We start from the raw sequence: 15,665 nt of genomic DNA, 5'->3' as shown, positions 1-15,665 counted from the left end.
GCTCGACGGCGCCCTCCGCGGGCTCGGGCTCGGGCTCGGCGGCGCCCTCCGCGGGCTCGGAGACGTCGGCCTTCGGCTCGGTCACGAGTGCTTCCGCTGCGGCAATCTGCGCGCTCGCATCCCCGCCCGTCAGGGGCGCGGAGGCCTCGTCCCCGGCGACCGGGCCAGTCGGCACGGCATCGATGACGGGCGCCTCGAAGTCGGCCGACGACTCGGCGTCGGCGGGCGCCGGAGCCCGCTCGTCGGGCACGGCGTCGACGATCTCCGGCGCGGGCGCCGATTCCGACACCTCGACGTCGGGACCCTCCTCGATCACCGGCACGGCCACCTCCGCGACCTCGACCGCCCCGCCGCGCTCGCGCTGCCGCCGCGCCCGCCGGGTCTCGGCCACGGCCGCGCCCGCGGCACCGGCCGCAAGCCCTGCACCTCCGGCACCGACACCACCGGCACCCGCCGACTCAGCACCAGCACCGGCACCGGCACCGGCAGCGAGCCCGGCGCCGACTCCCGCGCCGACTCCGGCGCCGACGAGCTCACGTTCGTCCGCGGCATCCGTCCCGTCCGTCGGGCCGTCGTCCTCGGGAGCCGGGCCGCCGTCGTCGCCCCGGTCGTCGCCGCGTCCGCGGCGGCGCTCAGCGCGCCGCTCCTTGGCGCCCTCGACGAGGTTGTACAGCGTCGGAAGCACGAGGAGCGTCAGCACGGTCGACGACACCAGACCGCCGATCACGACGATCGCGAGCGGCTGCGAGATGAAGCCGCCCTGCCCGGTGATGCCGAGCGCCATCGGTGTGAGGGCGAAGATCGTGGCCAGCGCCGTCATCAGGATCGGGCGCAGACGTCGTGAGCCACCCGCGACCGTCGCGTCGTGGGCGGTGAGGCCCTTCACGCGGTACTGGTTCACGAGGTCCACGAGCACGATCGCGTTCGTCACCACGATGCCGATGAGCATCAGCACGCCGATGAGCGAGGCGACGCCGAGCGGCACGCCCGTGATGATCTGCAGCAGGATCGCACCGGTCGCCGCGAAAGGCACCGAGACGAGCAGCAGCAGCGGCTGGCGCAGCGACTTGAACGTGGCCACCATCACGATGTAGACGATCAGGATCGCGGCGAGCAGGGCGAGGCCGAGCTGCGAGAACGCGTCCTGCTGCTGTGTCACGACACCGCCGAGCGTCGCGTCGGCCGACGCGGGCAGGTCGGCGTCGGCGAGGGCCGTCGTCACCGAGGCGGAGGCGGTGGCCAGGTCGTCGGTCGAGGGGGTCACGGTGACGGTCGACGTGCGCTCGCCGGCCTCGGTCGTGATCGAGGCCGGGCCTTCGCTCTGCTCGACCGTCGCGACCTCTTCGAGCGCGATGGGGCCGGTGGCGCTCGGGACCTGCAGCTGGCGCAGCTCGTCGAGCGACGCCGGCGTCTCGGACGCCGCGAGGTAGACCGTGAGCGACGTGTCGTCGATCTCGACCGTGCCGATGGACTGCGGCTGCATCGTGTTCGACACCAGGGCGCCGACCGCGACCTCCGACAGGCCGAGCTGGGCGGCCTTGTCGCGGTCGACCGTCACCGCGATGTAGGGCAGCGAGGCGGCGAGGTTGCTCGTGACCTGACCGACGCCGTCCTGGCCGTCGACCGCTGCGATGACAGCATCCGTGGCCGTCTGCAGGGTGTCGGAGTCGGGAGCCGTCACGTCGATCGCGATGTCCGTCGAGCCGAATCCGCCGCCGCCCGCCGCGACGGTGATCTCGCCCGCGTCGTCGAGGTCGGCGACGGCGTCCTGCACCTCCTGGCGCAGCGCCACCTGGTCGGCGTTCGAGTCGGTGGTGATGGAGTACGTGATGCCGCTGCCACCACCCGAGAAGGCGTCGCGCAGCGCCGAGCCGCTCGAGCCGATCGACACCTGCACCGTGTCGATGCCGTCGATGTCGAGGAGCACCTCCTCGACCTGCTCCGCCGCGGCGCTCTCGGCCTCGAGCGAGGGCGACGGGCCGATGTCCTGCGTCATGGTGAAGGTGTTCTGGCCCGAGTCGCCCAGGAAGTTCGTCTTCATGAACGGCGCCAGCGCGATCGTGCCGACGAGCACCAGCACGGCGAGCGCGAGCGTCACCCAGGAGTGCTTGAGCGTCCAGCGCAGGATCGGCAGGTAGGCCTTCTGCAGGCGGCTCGGGGGCGCGGCCGGGTCTTCGGGATCGATGGCGGCACCCTCGGCGTCGAGGATCTGCTTCCCCGGCTTGAGGAACCAGTAGGCGAGCACCGGCACGATCGTCAGCGCGACGAACAGCGACGCGGTCATCGCGATCGTGACGGTCATCGCGAACGGACGGAACAGCTCGCCCGTGACGTCGCCGACGAACGCGATGGGCAGGAACACCGCGACCGTCACGATCGTCGACGCCGTGATGGCCGAGGCCACCTCGCGCACGCCGCGCAGGATGGCGGTCTTCTTGTCGGCATCGCCGACGTAATGCCTCTTGATGTTCTCGATGACGACGATGGAGTCGTCGACCACGCGCCCGATCGCGATGGTGATCGCACCGAGCGTGAGGATGTTCAGCGAATACCCGAACGCCTGCAGGCCGATGAACGTGATCAGCAGGCTCGTCGGGATCGAGATCGCCGCGACGAGCGTCGAGCGCACCGAAAGCAGGAAGATGAAGATCACCAGCACCGCGAAGACGAGGCCGAGCAGCCCCTCCTTGGCGAGGGTGTCGATCGACTCCTGGATGTAGGGCGCCTGGTCGAAGACCACCGTGAACTCGGCGCCGTCGAGCGAGTCCTCGAGGTCCGGAAGGATCGCCAGCACGCCGCGCGACACATCGACCGTGTTGGCGGACGGCAGCTTGGTGACCGCGATCGTCAGGGCCGGTTCGCCGTTGACGCGCGAGACGGTGGTGACGGGGTCGGTCTCTTCGACGACGGTCGCGACATCCCCGATCGTCGCCGCGCCGCCTTGGAACTGCTCGGCCGTCGACGGCACCAGGGGCAGAGCCGCGATCTCGTCGACCGACGTGATCTTCGAGCCGGTCTGCACCGTGAGCGTCTCGTCGTTCTCGGTGACCTCACCACCGGGGAACAGCACGCCGTTCTGCTCGAGCGCGTCGCTGATGGCCTGCTGGGTGAAGCCCGACGCGGCGAGTTCCGCCTGGTCGGGTGTGATCGTGATGCGCTCGCCGACGCCGCCGACGATCTGCGCCGCGTTGACGCCGTCGACATCCTCCAGATCGGGAACGACGGATGCCTCGAGCTGGGCCTGGATCGTCGCTTCGTCGTCGTAGCCGGTCACCGCCAGCTGGATCACCGGGAAGTCGTCGATGCTCGCCGAGATGACGTTCGGATCGACCCCCTCGGGAAGCTGGCTCTTGATGCGGTTGATCGCCTGCGTCATCTTCTGCTCGGCGGTCGCGAGGTCGGTGCCGTAGGTGAAGGACGCCTGCACGATCGAGGCGTTCGTGGTGCTCGTCGCGCTCGACGACTCGAGCCCCGGGACCCCCTGGATGGCGGTCTCGATGGGCACCGACACGTCGTTGCTCACGACCTCGGGGGAGGCGCCCGGGTAGGTGGAGACGACGATGAGCGCGGGGAACTCGATCGAGGGGATGAGCTCTTGCTTGAGGTTCGTGAGCGCGAGTCCGCCGAAGATGGCGGCGACGATCGTGATGAGCGCGATCAGGGCGCGGTTCTTGAGACTCAGGACGGCGAGGTTCGACACACGGAGGCCTTCGCTGGTGTGGTGGTGCAGGGGATTGCGGGAGCCCGCACGATACGGAGATGTATCGGTTGTCAGTATTTCATGCTGTTCTCATATGAAATTCCTGAGCCGGGCTGCCCTCACACCGCTGCGAGCCACCCGCCCAACAGCAGTCCGAGGCCCGCGGCGAGCACCGCGAGCGCGAGCGTGCCGAGGAGGTTGAGGACGGCATCCCGCCGACGTCTCCGCTGGGCGAGGAGCACGGTCTCGACAGAGACGGTGCTGAAGGTCGTGTAGCCGCCGAGCAGACCGAGCCCGAGCACCAGCGACAGCTCGGGTGCGATCGCGGCACCGAGCCCGGTGATGACGCCGAGAGCGAAGGATCCCGAGACGTTCACCACGAGGATCCCCCACGGGAACCGCATGCCGGCCGCCGGAGTGAGCAGCCGATCGACGACGTAGCGCAGACCGGCGCCGGCACCGCCGGCCAGTGCGGCCAGCAGCAGCCAGGGGCTCACTCGGCGTCCTCGGGGAGTTCGATCCGGCCCGGCCGGTCCGCGATCCGGCGTCCGAGGAAGAGCCCGGCGATCGCTCCCCCGACACCTGCGATGACGGATGCCGCGGCCAGCCCTGCCGCGAGCCACGGCGTCGTGACCCACAGCGCCGTCGCCACCGCGAACGCGCTGTAGGTCGTGAAGCCGCCCAGGGCTCCCGTGCCGAGGGCCGCCCGCAGCAGGGGACGGCGGTCGTCGAGCCAGCCCACCACGACACCCAGCAGCAGCGATCCGGCGACGTTGATCCCGAGCGTCGCCCACACGACAGCAGCGGGATCGCCGACGGGCTGGATGATGAGCGCACGCGCCAGCACGCCGATCGCCCCGCCCGCCACGGTCGCCCCCAGCACGCGCGGGTCGACGGGCTGCGGCATCCCCTCACGCTACTCCGGCACCCCACGGCCCCTGACCTTGCTCCGGTCGCTGAGCCTGCCGAAGGGCTCAGCGGCCCGGGCGGAGCAGGCCGCGGATCGCGGACTCGGGCGTGATCGACAGATCCAGGAGGTCGCCGTCGCGGTACCGGGCGAACACACGCGGGTCGATGTACGAGCCGCGTGCGACGGCGGGCGTGTTGCCGAGGGCCTCGGCTGTCGCGCGCACCGCGAGCACCTCTGCCCGCTTGAGGTCGGTCTTGGTGTCCACCGTGCCGATGCGCGCCAGGGACTCCGCGGCGATGATCGTGCCCCGCAGCGTGCGGAAGTCCTTCGCGGTGAACCGGCCACCCGTGAGCGACCGCACATACGCGTTCACCTCCGCGGGCGTCAGCCCCACGCGGCGCGAGCCGCGCTGCCACGCGAGCAGGGGGGCGCGAGGCCGTCCGGCGGCGAGCAGCTCGATGACCGCCGCCAGGTCGGCGTCGTCGATGGCGAGGAGCTGGTGCTTGCCGCTCTTGCCGGGGAAGGAGAGCGTGACGACACTCCCGGCCATCGACGCGACGTCCCGTCGCTGCAGAGTCGTGAGGCCACGACTCCCGTGCGCGGCCAGGTAGCGCTCCGAGCCGATGCGCGGCGCGGCGTCGTCGAGCAGCCGGAAGGCGACCGCCAGCACCCGCTCACGGTCGAGTCCGTCCCGCCGCAGCGATGTCGTCACCCTCGCGCGGGCACGCGGCAGCGCCTCGGCGAGCGCCAGCGCCCGGGCGAACTTGCCGCGGTCGCGGCCCGCCGTCCAGTCCGGGTGGTAGACGTACTGACGGCGACCCGCATCATCGACTCCGACCGCCTGGATATGGCCATCGGGTCGCGCGCTGATCCACACGTCCTGCCACGCCGGCGGGATCACCAGTCCCTGGATGCGGGCCAGCTGCCGGGGCGCCGGCGGGCGGCCCTTGGCATCGACGTACCGGAATCCCGACCCGGCGCGCAGGCGGCGGAAGCCAGGATCCTCGTAGGGCCGCGATCGGACGAGTTTCGCCATCCGGTCACGCTCCCCGGCTCGCCGGACACGCCGCGGAGCGCGTGGGAATACGCCACGGCGCATGCGGCGACGGGTCCGGCGACCAGGCGGTCAGTGGTTGCGGATCATTGAGATGAGCTCGGACTTCTTCTTGCCCGAATAGCCCGTGAGGCCGAGCTCCTTCGCGCGCTTGCGCAGTTCGGGCACGGTGCGATCGTCGTAGTCCTTCGCCTTCGCTCCCCGACGGCCGACAGTCTTCTTGCCTTGGCTGGCGGCGGCGTTCGAGATGCGCGCGGCCTTCTCCTTCGAGGCGCCCTGGTCTCGCAGCTCCTCGTACATGTCGCGGTCTTTGAGGTTCGACCCGCGTCGTCCTGGCATGGTTTCCTCCTTCGGTCACCGCCTCGTGGGCGGGTGTCACAAGCCCTTTCCCCCGGTCACCGGCAGGATCGCCCCGGACGTGTACGTGGCGTCGTCGCTGGCCAAGTACACATAGGCACCGGCGAGCTCTGCGGGCTGACCCGCCCGGCCCAGGGGCGTGTCCTGGCCGAACGACTCCAGGCGCTCGGCATCCCATCCCGTCGCGGGAATGAGCGGGGTCCAGATGGGACCGGGAGCGACGCCGTTCACTCGGATGCCCTTCGGCCCCAGCTCCTGCGCCAGCGCCTTGATGAAGGCGACCTGCGCGGCCTTGGTCATCGCATAGTCGATGAGCCCGGGCGAGGGGTTGAACGCCTGGATGGAGGTCGTCACGATGATCGACGACCCCGGCTGCAGGTGGGGGACCGCCGCGCGCACCGTGAACATCTGCGCGTACAGGTTGGTGCGGAACACGCGGTCCCACTCTGCCGTCTCCATGTTCTCGATGCCGTCGCGGTCCTTCTGGTAGGCGGCGTTCAGCACGAGCACGTCGAGACCTCCGAACTCGCCGACGGCGCGGTCGACGATCTCGGCGCAGAAATCCTCTTCGCGGAGGTCTCCGACGATCGGCAGGGCACGCGCCCCGGCCTCCGTCACCCAGCGGGCCGTCTCGTCGGCGTCCTCGCGCTCCTCGGGGAGATACGTCAGCGCGACATCGGCGCCCTCACGCGCGAAGGCGATCGCCACGGCGCGACCGATGCCCGAGTCGCCGCCGGTGATGAGCGCGCGTCGCTCGCTGAGGCGCAGTGCGCCGCGATACGACTTCTCGCCGTGGTCGGGCTCGGGGGTGGTCTCGTCCGTCAGACCGGGCTGCTCCTGGCCCTGCGGCGGGAACGAGCCATCGTGGTGGGCGGTCGTCGGATCAGAGGGTGTGCTCATATCGGCGAAAATACGGGCGCACACGCGCGCTCTCACGGGGCTTGACATCGTCGCCGGCCGGCCTTAGTCGTGGGTTCCGGGCGGCTTATCACCGCAAAACCGGCGCCGTCAAGCCCCTACGGACGCCGTCGCCGGGGTGCCAGTGTCGGTTCATGCCCACGAGGCATGCGATGCATCCCGTGCATCGACGAAGCAGAAGGAGAACGTCCCATGAACCTCGCCCTGATCATCATCATCGTCGTCGCGATCGTCCTCGCGATCGTCGGCGGCCTCAACTCCGCACTGAGCTGGCTGCTGTGGGTGGCCATCATCGTCGGAGTCATCGCGCTGATCGCATTCCTGTTCAGAGTGATCAGCGGGAACCGCAACACCTGATCTGCACCACAGCTGTGAAGACAGCGGATGCCGCGGCCGAAGTGGGCCGCGGCATCCGTCTGTCTTCGCGGGGTCATATGCCGTACTAGAGCTGCGCGTCCGCATAGACGCGGAGCGCGTCGCGGACGAACTCGGCGCCGCGGGTGCCGCCCTCGCTCGTCGCGTAGTTGGCGCCGAAGCGCGGATCGGCCACATACATCTCGCCGAGGCCGACCACGTAGCCCTTGACGTCTCCGCCCGGGGCGGACGCCGGCGTTCCCGGGATGCCGGTCAGCCAGTCGACGTGGCGCTTCGCGAGCGCCTGCGCCTCGTCACTGTCGGGAGCGATCCCCGCCTCCGCGGCCGCGATCCAGTCCCGGCCGAGGTCGGCCACGCGCTGCTGCCACGCGGCCTTCTCATCGGCGCTCATCGAGCGCCACCAGCGGTCGCTGTCGGCGTACGCCTTCTTGCCCCAGCGCTGTTCGACCTCGTCCTTGTACTGCGTGTGGTCGAAGCCGTCGAACATGTTCTCTGCCATCAGTCCTTCACCTCCTCTCAGTGCCTCGATGGTGTGCTGCACCGACGCGATCTGTCGCGCCAGGCGATCCTGCTCCTGACGGAGCCACGCCAGGTGAGCTTCGAGAGCCGACTCTTCGCCGGTCTCGCGCTCGAGCACGTCCGCGATCTGCGGCAGCCCCAGCCCCAGCTCGCGCAGGAGCAGGATGCGCTGCAGCCGTACGAGCGCCGTCCGGTCGTAGTACCGGTAGCCGTTGTGGCCGATGCTCGAGGGCGCGAGCAGGCCGATGTCGTCGTAGTGGCGCAGCGTACGGCTCGTGGTGCCCGCCAGCTTCGCGATCTGCTGGATCGACCATTCCTGCTCGTCCATCTCGCCTCCTCTCGTGGTTCGCTCACCACGCTAAAGGTTGACGTAGCGGCAAGGTCAAGCGCCCGCATCCGCTCACTACGGGGTTTGGGGCGCGCGGCGTGCACTTGGGGCGCACCGCGCGCGCCCCAAGTGTTCGCGGTGCGCCCCAAACCCGGAACAACCTGAAGATCCGGAACGCCCGCTTGACAGACACGCGATATATCGTGTTAGTCTCCTAATACGCGATATATCGCGATATGGATCACCCCCAGAGATACGCAGGAGAAACAGTCATGACCCTGGAGAAGTGGATCATCCACCCGGGCGAGACGCGCGTCATCGACATCGAGACCGTGCGCACGCTCAAGATCGGACTCGTCGGCGGACAGATCGACGTGATCGCCCACGACGAGCCCGGCATCCGCATCGAAGTGCACGACGTCACCGTCAAGGACCTCCGCATCGAGGTGGCAGAGGACCACGTCGAGATCGACCACCCGCAGCTGCGCTGGGACAACTTCCTCGAGGTGTTCCGCAACTTCGGAGCCGGCGGGCCCAAGGCCGAGATCAGCGTGGCCGTCCCCCGCGACGTCGCTCTCACCCTCGGCGTGGTCAGCGCCAGCGCGCTCGTCTCGGGCCTCCGCGGCGACGCCTCGCTCAACACCGTCTCGGGCGACATCATCGTCGACGGCCTCACCGGCGACCTGTCGGTCAACGCGGTCTCGGGCGACGTGCAGGTGCGCGAGCTCGTCGGCGCGCTGAACGCCAACAGCGTCTCGGGCGACGTCGCGGCCACGGGCACCCTGCGCAAGGCCACGATCGACACCGTGTCGGGTGCCGTGCTGGTCGACTCGACCGGTGAGATCCTCTCGGTCGGCCTCAACACGGTGAGCGGCAGCTCGACCGTGCGGCTCGACGAGGGCTACCCGGCCAACTACGTCATCCGCAGTGTGAGCGGCCGCGTCCAGGTCGATGGCGTCGTTCGCCGCGGCAATGGCGCGGGCCCGACCACGAACTACGCCGGCTCGGTCGGCGAGCTGAGCGGCAGCTTCGCGGACGTCCGCGCGCACAGCGTCTCGGGCGACATCACCGTGCTGCGCCGCACCTCGTCCGCTGCCCCGGACGCGGCGCCCGTCGCGGCGGCCGCGCCCGAGCCCACCACGTCCACTCCACCCGCGCCCGCCGGCGAGACGGCTGCAGACGAGTCGGCTGCCCGTGAAGCTGCGGCCGGTTTCGACCGAGGAGAAGTGTGATGACCCCGGTCTTCTCACACGGCGATCTGCGCCTGTACCTGCTGAACCTGCTCGATGAAGGGCCGCGCCACGGCTACGACATCATGCAGGCCCTGTCGGACCGCACGGGGGGCACGTACACCCCGAGCGCCGGCACCATCTACCCGCGCCTGGCGAAGCTCGAGGAGGAAGGTCTCGTGACCAAGTCCGTCGACGGCCGCAAGACCGTGTACGAGATCACGGAGGCCGGTCACGCCGAGGTGCAGTCGCGCTCGGGCGACCTCGAGGGCATCGAGGCCGGGCTCGCCGATTCGGTGCGCCTCATCGCCGACGAGGTGCGCGGCAGCGTCCGCGAGGCGATGAAGAGCCTGCGTGCCGACCTGGCGGCGGCCTCGCGCGACGAGCGCAAGACGACGCCGCAGCCGTCCCGCGAGGACGACCCGCGGGTGCGCAGCCGCGAGCAGATGCAGCGGCTCGACGCCGTCGTCAACGAGTTCCGTGCGAACGTGCGCGGCGACGTCCGCGTGCACGTGGCGCGCGGCGGCGAGCTCGCCGCCTCGCTCGTCGACCAGGTCGCGAGCGAGCTCGACCGCGTCGCCCGCGACATCACGCGCACGCTGCGCGGCTGAGCCGCGGCATCCTGCTCGCACACGATTCTCGAAGCACGAAGGGTGGTCCCGCCGTCGGCGGGACCACCCTTCTGCGTCGGCGTCGCCTGCTCAGGCCGGCCAGATCTCCTCGTCGTCGGGCACCGGCTCGCCGAGGGGCACGATCAGGATGGGCCGGTGCTGCCGGTGCGCCAGGCGCACGCCGACCGAGCCGGTGAAGAACTCGCGGACCGATTCGCCGAACCCGCGCTTGCGGGTGCCGACGACGATCAGCCGCGCATCGATGTGATCGGCGAAGCTCTTGATCGCCATGGCCGGATCGCCGACGAGCTGGCGGACGGTCCAGTCGGGCCCGGTTTCTCCGAGAACGGATGCCGCGGCATCCTGCACCTTCGCCAGCTCACCCTCGCCCGCGGCGATGTTGATGTCGATCGGTGCCGAGTGAACGTACCCGTCGGGGTCTTCGTAGGTCACGAACCGGGTGACGTCGACGTGGACCACGACCAGCGGCACCTGAAGCAGCTTCGCGTAGCGCGCGGCCTCCTTCAGGACCCGCGGAGACTGGTCGGGGATCACTCCCGCGATGACAGCACCGTGCAGGCTCTCGTCGGTCGTCGCATCGCCTTGCGGCTCGGATGCCTCATCGGTCATATGTCCGCACTCCTCCTACGCCGGTGGGGCCGCAGCCGCCGGGTTACCGGGGCTCCGTGTTATCCTGAATGCTACTCTTACCGGTTCGAAGCCGGATTCGTGAATGCCCGGGTTTGCGAGGCTCAGAGCCCGCAGAATAGCCCGCGACCTTAAATGAGGGGGTCTCGCATGGGGCGTGGCCGTCAGAAGGCGAAGCACACCAAGATCGCCCGTGAGCTGAAGTACGACACGTACAACGTGAACTACTCGGCACTCGAGCGCGAGCTCGGTCACCATGACGACGAGTTCGTCGACAAGTGGGCCGACCAGTACAACGACGAAGACGAGGACGAGACCTCGCCCGTCTCGTCGTCGTCGCAGGCGTAGAGTCCTTCGTCGCCTCACCCTCCCCCACGTTCGAGCGCGGGTGCGGGGTGAGTAGCGCGCCCGCAATCCGGCATGGCCGTGGCGGACAGGGTCCGCCCGTCGCTACGCCGCGTCGCCTGCGCGCGCGGCGCGCCCTGCTCGCCACCAGGCCCAGAACCGGTCGAGCATGCGCTTGAGCGCAGCGGCCATCCGCCGCGCCCAGTGGAACTCCGTTCCGAGCACGGCGAGCCCGAGGAAGACCACCAGCCAGCCCGGCCCCGGCAGCGGCACGAGCAGCAGCCCGCCCACCGCGAGGACGCCGCCGGCCGTGCCGACCCCGAACCGATAGGCGCGGTTGAGGCGTGGATGCGCGTCGATCCAGACGCGCGCACGGCGCAGCATCCGGCGGATCGGGCGGTGAGGCACCTCCGCAGCGGCGATGTCGGTGCGAACGCGGGTCTCGAGAGACTCACGCGTCACAGGGGTCTCGGCAGGATCGGCAGTGGTCACGTTCGGGAACCTAACACGATATATCGCGAACCGCCTGGGAACTTCGGATGCCTCACCAGGCGCCGTGTCGCCGCTCCCAGTCATCCTCGACGGTGTGCGGCTGCGCCGCCACCACGCCGGCGGGAATCGCCGCGGCCACCACGGCGGCGAGCACGATGAGCGGGGCCGTCCACGAATCCGTGGCGTCGTGGAGAAGCCCGATGCCGACGGGGAACAGCGCGGCGATCGCGTAGCCGCCGCTCTGCACGAAGCCGCTCAGCGCGACCGCGCCCTCGTGCGTGCGGGTGCGCAGGCCCAGCAGCACCAGGATCATCGGGAACAGCAGTGGCGCGAGTCCGAAGAGCGCGACCCACAGCCACGGCGCGACGGTCGGCACGAAGAGCAGCCCCGCAATACCGGCCAATCCCGTACCCACCGCGACGCCGAACAGCACCCGTGTCGCGTTGGCGCGCGTGACCAGCAGCGGCACGGCCAAGGATGCCGGCAGTCCCATGAACCCGAACAGCGCCAGCAGCACCCCGGCCACGGCGGGCGTGACGCCCGCGATGTCGACGAGGATCGTCGGCAGCCACGCGAACGCGGTGTAGGCGAGGGTGCTCGACACGGCGAAGCCCACCAGCAGCGCCCACGCGATCGGAAGCCGCCACATGCGTCCGAACGCGCGCGGGCTCGGCTGCTCGATGTCGTCGTCCGACGCCGCGGCCGCTGCGGCACGGCTCTTCTCGACGGCCGCGTGGCGCACGGCCAGCCCGATCCAGGGCACGGTGGCCACCACGGCGAAGACGGCCCAGAGCCCCAGCGAGACGTGCCAGTCCGAGGCATCCGCCACCGGCACAGCCACGAGCGGCGGCAGGAAGGTCGCGAGCGCCATCGTCGTCGAGAACACGGTCGTCATCAGACCGACGCGGTCCGGGAAGTACCGCTTCACGAGCGGCGGCAGCAGGATGTTGCCCACCCCGACCGCGGCGAAGATCAGGGCCGTGCCGGCGAGCAGGACCCCGTCGCCCGGTGCGAGGCTGCGGACGATGAGCCCGATCGCCACGACCACCATCGCCACGACCGCCAGCCGTTCCAGGCCGAACCGACGTTCGAGGGCGGGTGTGAGCAGGCCGAACACCGCATAGCAGACCGGCGGTGCGGTTCCGATGAGACCGATCACCGCGGCCGGCACGTCGAAGTCGACCGCGATGTGGTCGTACAGCGGCGACAGCGATGCGACCGCCGAACGCAGCGAGAAGGCGAACAGCACGATGCCTACGAGGGCGAGCGCTCGGCCCTGCCAGAGAGGTCGGGACGAGGGGGAGCTCACCTATCAACCCTAGGTGGCCGGGCGATACTCAGGCTCGCCAGGCCGGGGTCAGGCATGACTGCCGGCGCATCTCGCCATTGACTTCATTACTGAGTACACTCATACTTGAGTGAACTCGGCACCAGTGTCCGCGTCCACACCCGACTTCGCAGCAACCAGAGGAGACCACCATGAGCACGACGAGCAGCGGCCCCGTCATCACGTCCTATGCGCAAGCACCGACCCGCACCATCTCCGCCGGCGGGGTCACGTTCGCCTATCGGGAGCTGGGGCCGAAGGGCGGCGTGCCCGTCGTCTTCTTCGTCCACCTGGCCGCGACCCTGGACAACTGGGACCCGCGCATCGTGGATCCGATCGCTAAGGATCGCCACGTCGTCACATTCGACAACCGCGGCGTCGGCGCCTCGACCGGCGAGGTGCCCGACAGCGTCGAGGCGATGGCCGACGACGCCTACGCCTTCATCCGCGGACTGGGGTTCGACACGATCGACGTCTTCGCCTTCTCGCTCGGCGGCATGGTCGCGCAGGCGCTCGTGGTCAAGCATCCCGAGCTCGTGCGCAAGCTCGTCCTCACCGGGACCGGCCCCGCGGGCGGCAAGGACATCGACAAGGTCGCCGGCACCACCTACTACGACATCCTGCGTGCCACGCTGACGCGTTCCGACCCGAAGGAGTTCCTCTTCTTCAACCGCAACGCGACCGGCAAGCTCGCGGCCAAGGCATTCGTGAAGCGCCTCCAGGAGCGCACCGTCGACCGCGACGCACCCATCACGACGAAGGCGTTGCGGACCCAGCTGAAAGCGATCAAGAAGTGGGGGCGCTCGGCGCCGGCCGACCTCTCGACGATCACCCAGCCGACCCTCATCGCCAACGGCGACAACGACCGCATGGTGCCCTCGGTGCTCTCGGACGACCTGCACCGCCGCATCCAGGGATCCGAACTCGTCATCTACCGTGACTCCGGACACGGCGGGATCTTCCAGTTCCACGAGCAGTTCGCGCCCGTCGCGGCCGGCTTCCTCGAGCGCTGACGGCATCCCGAGTCATCGAAAGGAAACGAGCACATGACCACCGGCGCCGCATACAGGCGAAAGCCGCTGACCTCGTCGATCCTGCTGTGGGTCCGCTCCGATCACCCCCGCCAGACCAGCATGGACTACTGGAAGGGGCCCCACTCGGGGATCATCTCGGCGACCCCGGGGCTCGAGGAATACCGGCAGATCCACTTGGCGGAGCGCAATCCCGGCCTCTGGCCCGACACGCGAGGCGTCGAGACGGAGATCCCCGCCGACCGGAGAATCGACGGCGTGGCCGAGGTTGCATTCCGGTCGATCCTCGCGCCGCTGCGGGGTCGCGCGCAGACGCGGCTGGCGTTCCAGGACGAGATCAACGTCTTTCGGCGGACCCTCCTGTACGCGGGACCGCCATACTCCGCCCGGTGGTACGACGTGGCGGAGCCCGGGCGGCGGCCGGGCGCGCGCGCCCTCGTGTACCTCCGCAGGCGGCCCGATGTCAGCGGACGCGCCTTCCGCAGGTTCGTGACGGCGGAGCTCGCGCCCGCACTCGGCGCGACCGGCGCATTGCGAGAACTGCGGACCCAGACCTTCCTCCCCTGGAACGAGCGGCTGTGGGACACGCCGAACGTCGCCCATGACAACCCCGCCGATCGGCGCTTCCACGCTTCGGTCAGCCTCGGCTTCGACGATGTGGCGGCCCGCGCGGCGTTCTTCGCGAGCCGCGACGTCGAGCGGCTGTCGGGCACCATCGGGTCCCGCGGGTCGGCGATCCACGCCTACGATGTCGCCGCGGCGCTGACCTACGTCAGCGGTGGCGTCATCCTGCCCCACTATCGGGAGTAGGTCACCACGTCTCGCCACCGGACACCGGGCACCGAGACCGAGGGCCGCAGCACCCGCTGCGGCCCTCGATCTCGTCTGCGCTCGGTGCGAGACGTCAGCTCGGCATCCGGCTTGCGCCGATCGCGACCTGCGTGACCGATGTCATCACCGGCTCCCGGCCGTCGCTGCCTGCAGCTCGGGGTAGAGCGCCTCGACCGGGCCGCTCAGCGCCGCCTTCGCCTGAGCCGAGATGCCGTCGGCGACGATCTCGTATGCGCCCGCCTCCAGGCCGTCGTAGACCTGGGCGACCAGCTCGTCCGGGAGCATCTTCGGTCCGTCGACGTGCGCCGCCATGCCGGTGTCGACGTAGCCCATGTGAACGCCCATCACGTGGACGCCCGCCGCAGCGAACTCGACCCGCAGCGAGTTCGTGGCCGACCAGAGCGCGGCCTTGGATGCGCTGTAGCTCCCGCCCATGGCGTACCAGCTGGCGACCGAGTGCACATCCACCAGGGCGGAGCCGGGTCGCGCGGCGAGGATCGGCGCGAAGGCACGGGCGACGAAGACGGGCCCGAAGAAGTTCGTCTCCATGGTGGCGCGGATGTCGGCGGACGTCGCGGTGAGCAGGCTCGCCGTCGCCGGGAGTGCACCGGCGTTGTTGATGAGGACTGTCGCGTCATCGGCAGCCTCCGCGACCGCCTCGATGGACGCCGCGTCGGTGACGTCGAGCGCGAGGGGCACCACCCGGTCGTCGTTCCAGGCGCGTGGGTTGCGAGCGGTCGCGTAGACCTTGCTCGCCCCGCGCGCCAGCGCATCGCGGACGAACTGCGTCCCGATTCCGCCGTTGGCTCCGGTGACGAGCACGACGGCTCCGTTGAGTGAGGGCATGTGCGCATTCCTGTCTGCTGAGCGAGATCGGCACCGGGGCGGTGCGGAACGTCCGTGGGACAATGAACCGAAGAACATCCGAGTCCACACATTTCTGACTATAATCAGAACTGAAGTCAGTCAGTGTCTATTCCCCGGAGGATC

At 69.8% G+C, this 15,665-nt stretch carries 16 protein-coding genes and 1 pseudogene; 6 read left to right on the top strand and 11 right to left on the bottom strand.

The genetic code is table 11. The annotated features are described in order from the left end of the window. Window positions 1–544: 544 nt before the first annotated feature. From ACI3KY_RS04775 to ACI3KY_RS04750, 6 genes and pseudogenes are all read right to left on the bottom strand, one after another. Window positions 545–3,700: pseudogene (locus ACI3KY_RS04775) on the bottom strand (efflux RND transporter permease subunit); the annotation flags it as partial. Between the two features lie 119 nt (window positions 3,701–3,819). Next, window positions 3,820–4,197, bottom strand: coding sequence for a fluoride efflux transporter CrcB (gene crcB / locus ACI3KY_RS04770; protein WP_404929056.1), 378 nt, complete (start codon window positions 4,195–4,197; stop codon window positions 3,820–3,822). Continuing rightward, window positions 4,194–4,607, bottom strand: a complete 414-nt coding sequence (locus ACI3KY_RS04765) for a fluoride efflux transporter FluC (RefSeq protein WP_404929055.1) — start codon at window positions 4,605–4,607, stop codon at window positions 4,194–4,196. Before ACI3KY_RS04765 ends, crcB begins: the two co-directional genes overlap by 4 nt. Window positions 4,608–4,674: 67 nt before the next feature. Beyond that, window positions 4,675–5,646 (bottom strand): DNA topoisomerase IB, encoded by a 972-nt coding sequence (locus tag ACI3KY_RS04760; RefSeq protein WP_404929054.1) that lies wholly within the window; start codon window positions 5,644–5,646, stop codon window positions 4,675–4,677. A gap of 90 nt (window positions 5,647–5,736) precedes the next feature. Further along, window positions 5,737–6,003 carry a Rho termination factor N-terminal domain-containing protein gene (locus tag ACI3KY_RS04755; RefSeq protein ID WP_404929053.1) on the bottom strand — a complete coding sequence of 89 codons (267 nt, stop codon included), beginning with the start codon at window positions 6,001–6,003 and terminating at the stop codon, window positions 5,737–5,739. A 36-nt stretch (window positions 6,004–6,039) separates the two neighbouring features. After that, window positions 6,040–6,921 (bottom strand): SDR family oxidoreductase, encoded by an 882-nt coding sequence (locus ACI3KY_RS04750; RefSeq protein ID WP_404929052.1) that lies wholly within the window; start codon window positions 6,919–6,921, stop codon window positions 6,040–6,042. A 210-nt stretch (window positions 6,922–7,131) separates the two neighbouring features. Here ACI3KY_RS04750 and ACI3KY_RS04745 point away from each other — a divergent pair, with 210 nt between their 5' ends. Further along, window positions 7,132–7,296, top strand: a complete 165-nt coding sequence (locus ACI3KY_RS04745; protein WP_194412039.1) for a hypothetical protein — start codon at window positions 7,132–7,134, stop codon at window positions 7,294–7,296. Window positions 7,297–7,381: 85 nt separating this feature from the next. On the opposite strand, the gene ACI3KY_RS04740 is transcribed toward ACI3KY_RS04745, so the two are convergent. Further along, the gene (locus ACI3KY_RS04740) at window positions 7,382–8,161 is read right to left on the bottom strand and encodes a MerR family transcriptional regulator (RefSeq protein WP_404929051.1); all 780 of its coding nucleotides are present in this window, start codon (window positions 8,159–8,161) and stop codon (window positions 7,382–7,384) included. A 272-nt stretch (window positions 8,162–8,433) separates the two neighbouring features. Here ACI3KY_RS04740 and ACI3KY_RS04735 point away from each other — a divergent pair, with 272 nt between their 5' ends. Continuing rightward, a complete protein-coding gene (locus ACI3KY_RS04735; protein ID WP_404929050.1) occupies window positions 8,434–9,393 on the top strand; it encodes a DUF4097 family beta strand repeat-containing protein in 960 nt (319 codons plus the stop codon). After that, window positions 9,393–10,001 (top strand): PadR family transcriptional regulator, encoded by a 609-nt coding sequence (locus tag ACI3KY_RS04730; protein WP_404929049.1) that lies wholly within the window; start codon window positions 9,393–9,395, stop codon window positions 9,999–10,001. The genes ACI3KY_RS04735 and ACI3KY_RS04730 overlap by 1 nt, the downstream gene beginning before the upstream one ends. 90 nt (window positions 10,002–10,091) lie before the next feature. On the opposite strand, the gene ACI3KY_RS04725 is transcribed toward ACI3KY_RS04730, so the two are convergent. Further along, window positions 10,092–10,631: a universal stress protein gene (locus tag ACI3KY_RS04725; protein WP_404929048.1), complete on the bottom strand. Its 540-nt coding sequence runs from the start codon at window positions 10,629–10,631 to the stop codon at window positions 10,092–10,094. Window positions 10,632–10,799: 168 nt separating this feature from the next. On the opposite strand from ACI3KY_RS04725, the gene ACI3KY_RS04720 reads away from it, so the two are divergent. Further along, window positions 10,800–10,997, top strand: a complete 198-nt coding sequence (locus ACI3KY_RS04720; RefSeq protein WP_194412044.1) for a DUF3073 domain-containing protein — start codon at window positions 10,800–10,802, stop codon at window positions 10,995–10,997. A 102-nt stretch (window positions 10,998–11,099) separates the two neighbouring features. On the opposite strand, the gene ACI3KY_RS04715 is transcribed toward ACI3KY_RS04720, so the two are convergent. Then, window positions 11,100–11,486 (bottom strand): TIGR02611 family protein, encoded by a 387-nt coding sequence (locus tag ACI3KY_RS04715; protein WP_404929047.1) that lies wholly within the window; start codon window positions 11,484–11,486, stop codon window positions 11,100–11,102. A 52-nt stretch (window positions 11,487–11,538) separates the two neighbouring features. Further along, the gene (locus ACI3KY_RS04710) at window positions 11,539–12,795 is read right to left on the bottom strand and encodes a CynX/NimT family MFS transporter (RefSeq protein ID WP_404929046.1); all 1,257 of its coding nucleotides are present in this window, start codon (window positions 12,793–12,795) and stop codon (window positions 11,539–11,541) included. Between the two features lie 170 nt (window positions 12,796–12,965). Between ACI3KY_RS04710 and ACI3KY_RS04705 the strand changes: the two genes are divergently transcribed. Further along, window positions 12,966–13,826 (top strand): alpha/beta fold hydrolase, encoded by an 861-nt coding sequence (locus tag ACI3KY_RS04705; RefSeq protein WP_404929045.1) that lies wholly within the window; start codon window positions 12,966–12,968, stop codon window positions 13,824–13,826. A 33-nt stretch (window positions 13,827–13,859) separates the two neighbouring features. Continuing rightward, window positions 13,860–14,654, top strand: coding sequence for a strictosidine synthase (locus ACI3KY_RS04700; protein ID WP_404929044.1), 795 nt, complete (start codon window positions 13,860–13,862; stop codon window positions 14,652–14,654). A gap of 144 nt (window positions 14,655–14,798) precedes the next feature. On the opposite strand, the gene ACI3KY_RS04695 is transcribed toward ACI3KY_RS04700, so the two are convergent. Beyond that, entirely contained in the window at window positions 14,799–15,521 is a 723-nt protein-coding gene (locus tag ACI3KY_RS04695; RefSeq protein ID WP_404929043.1) for an SDR family oxidoreductase, read from the bottom strand. Between the last annotated feature and the right edge of the window lie 144 nt (window positions 15,522–15,665).

Origin of the sequence: Microbacterium sp. ZW T2_14, assembly GCF_044987405.1 — a bacterium.
Classification (GTDB): Bacteria; Actinomycetota; Actinomycetes; order Actinomycetales; family Microbacteriaceae; genus Microbacterium.
The sequence above is the reverse complement of the archived record's forward strand: the minus strand, read 5'-3'. Positions and strand labels throughout refer to the sequence as shown.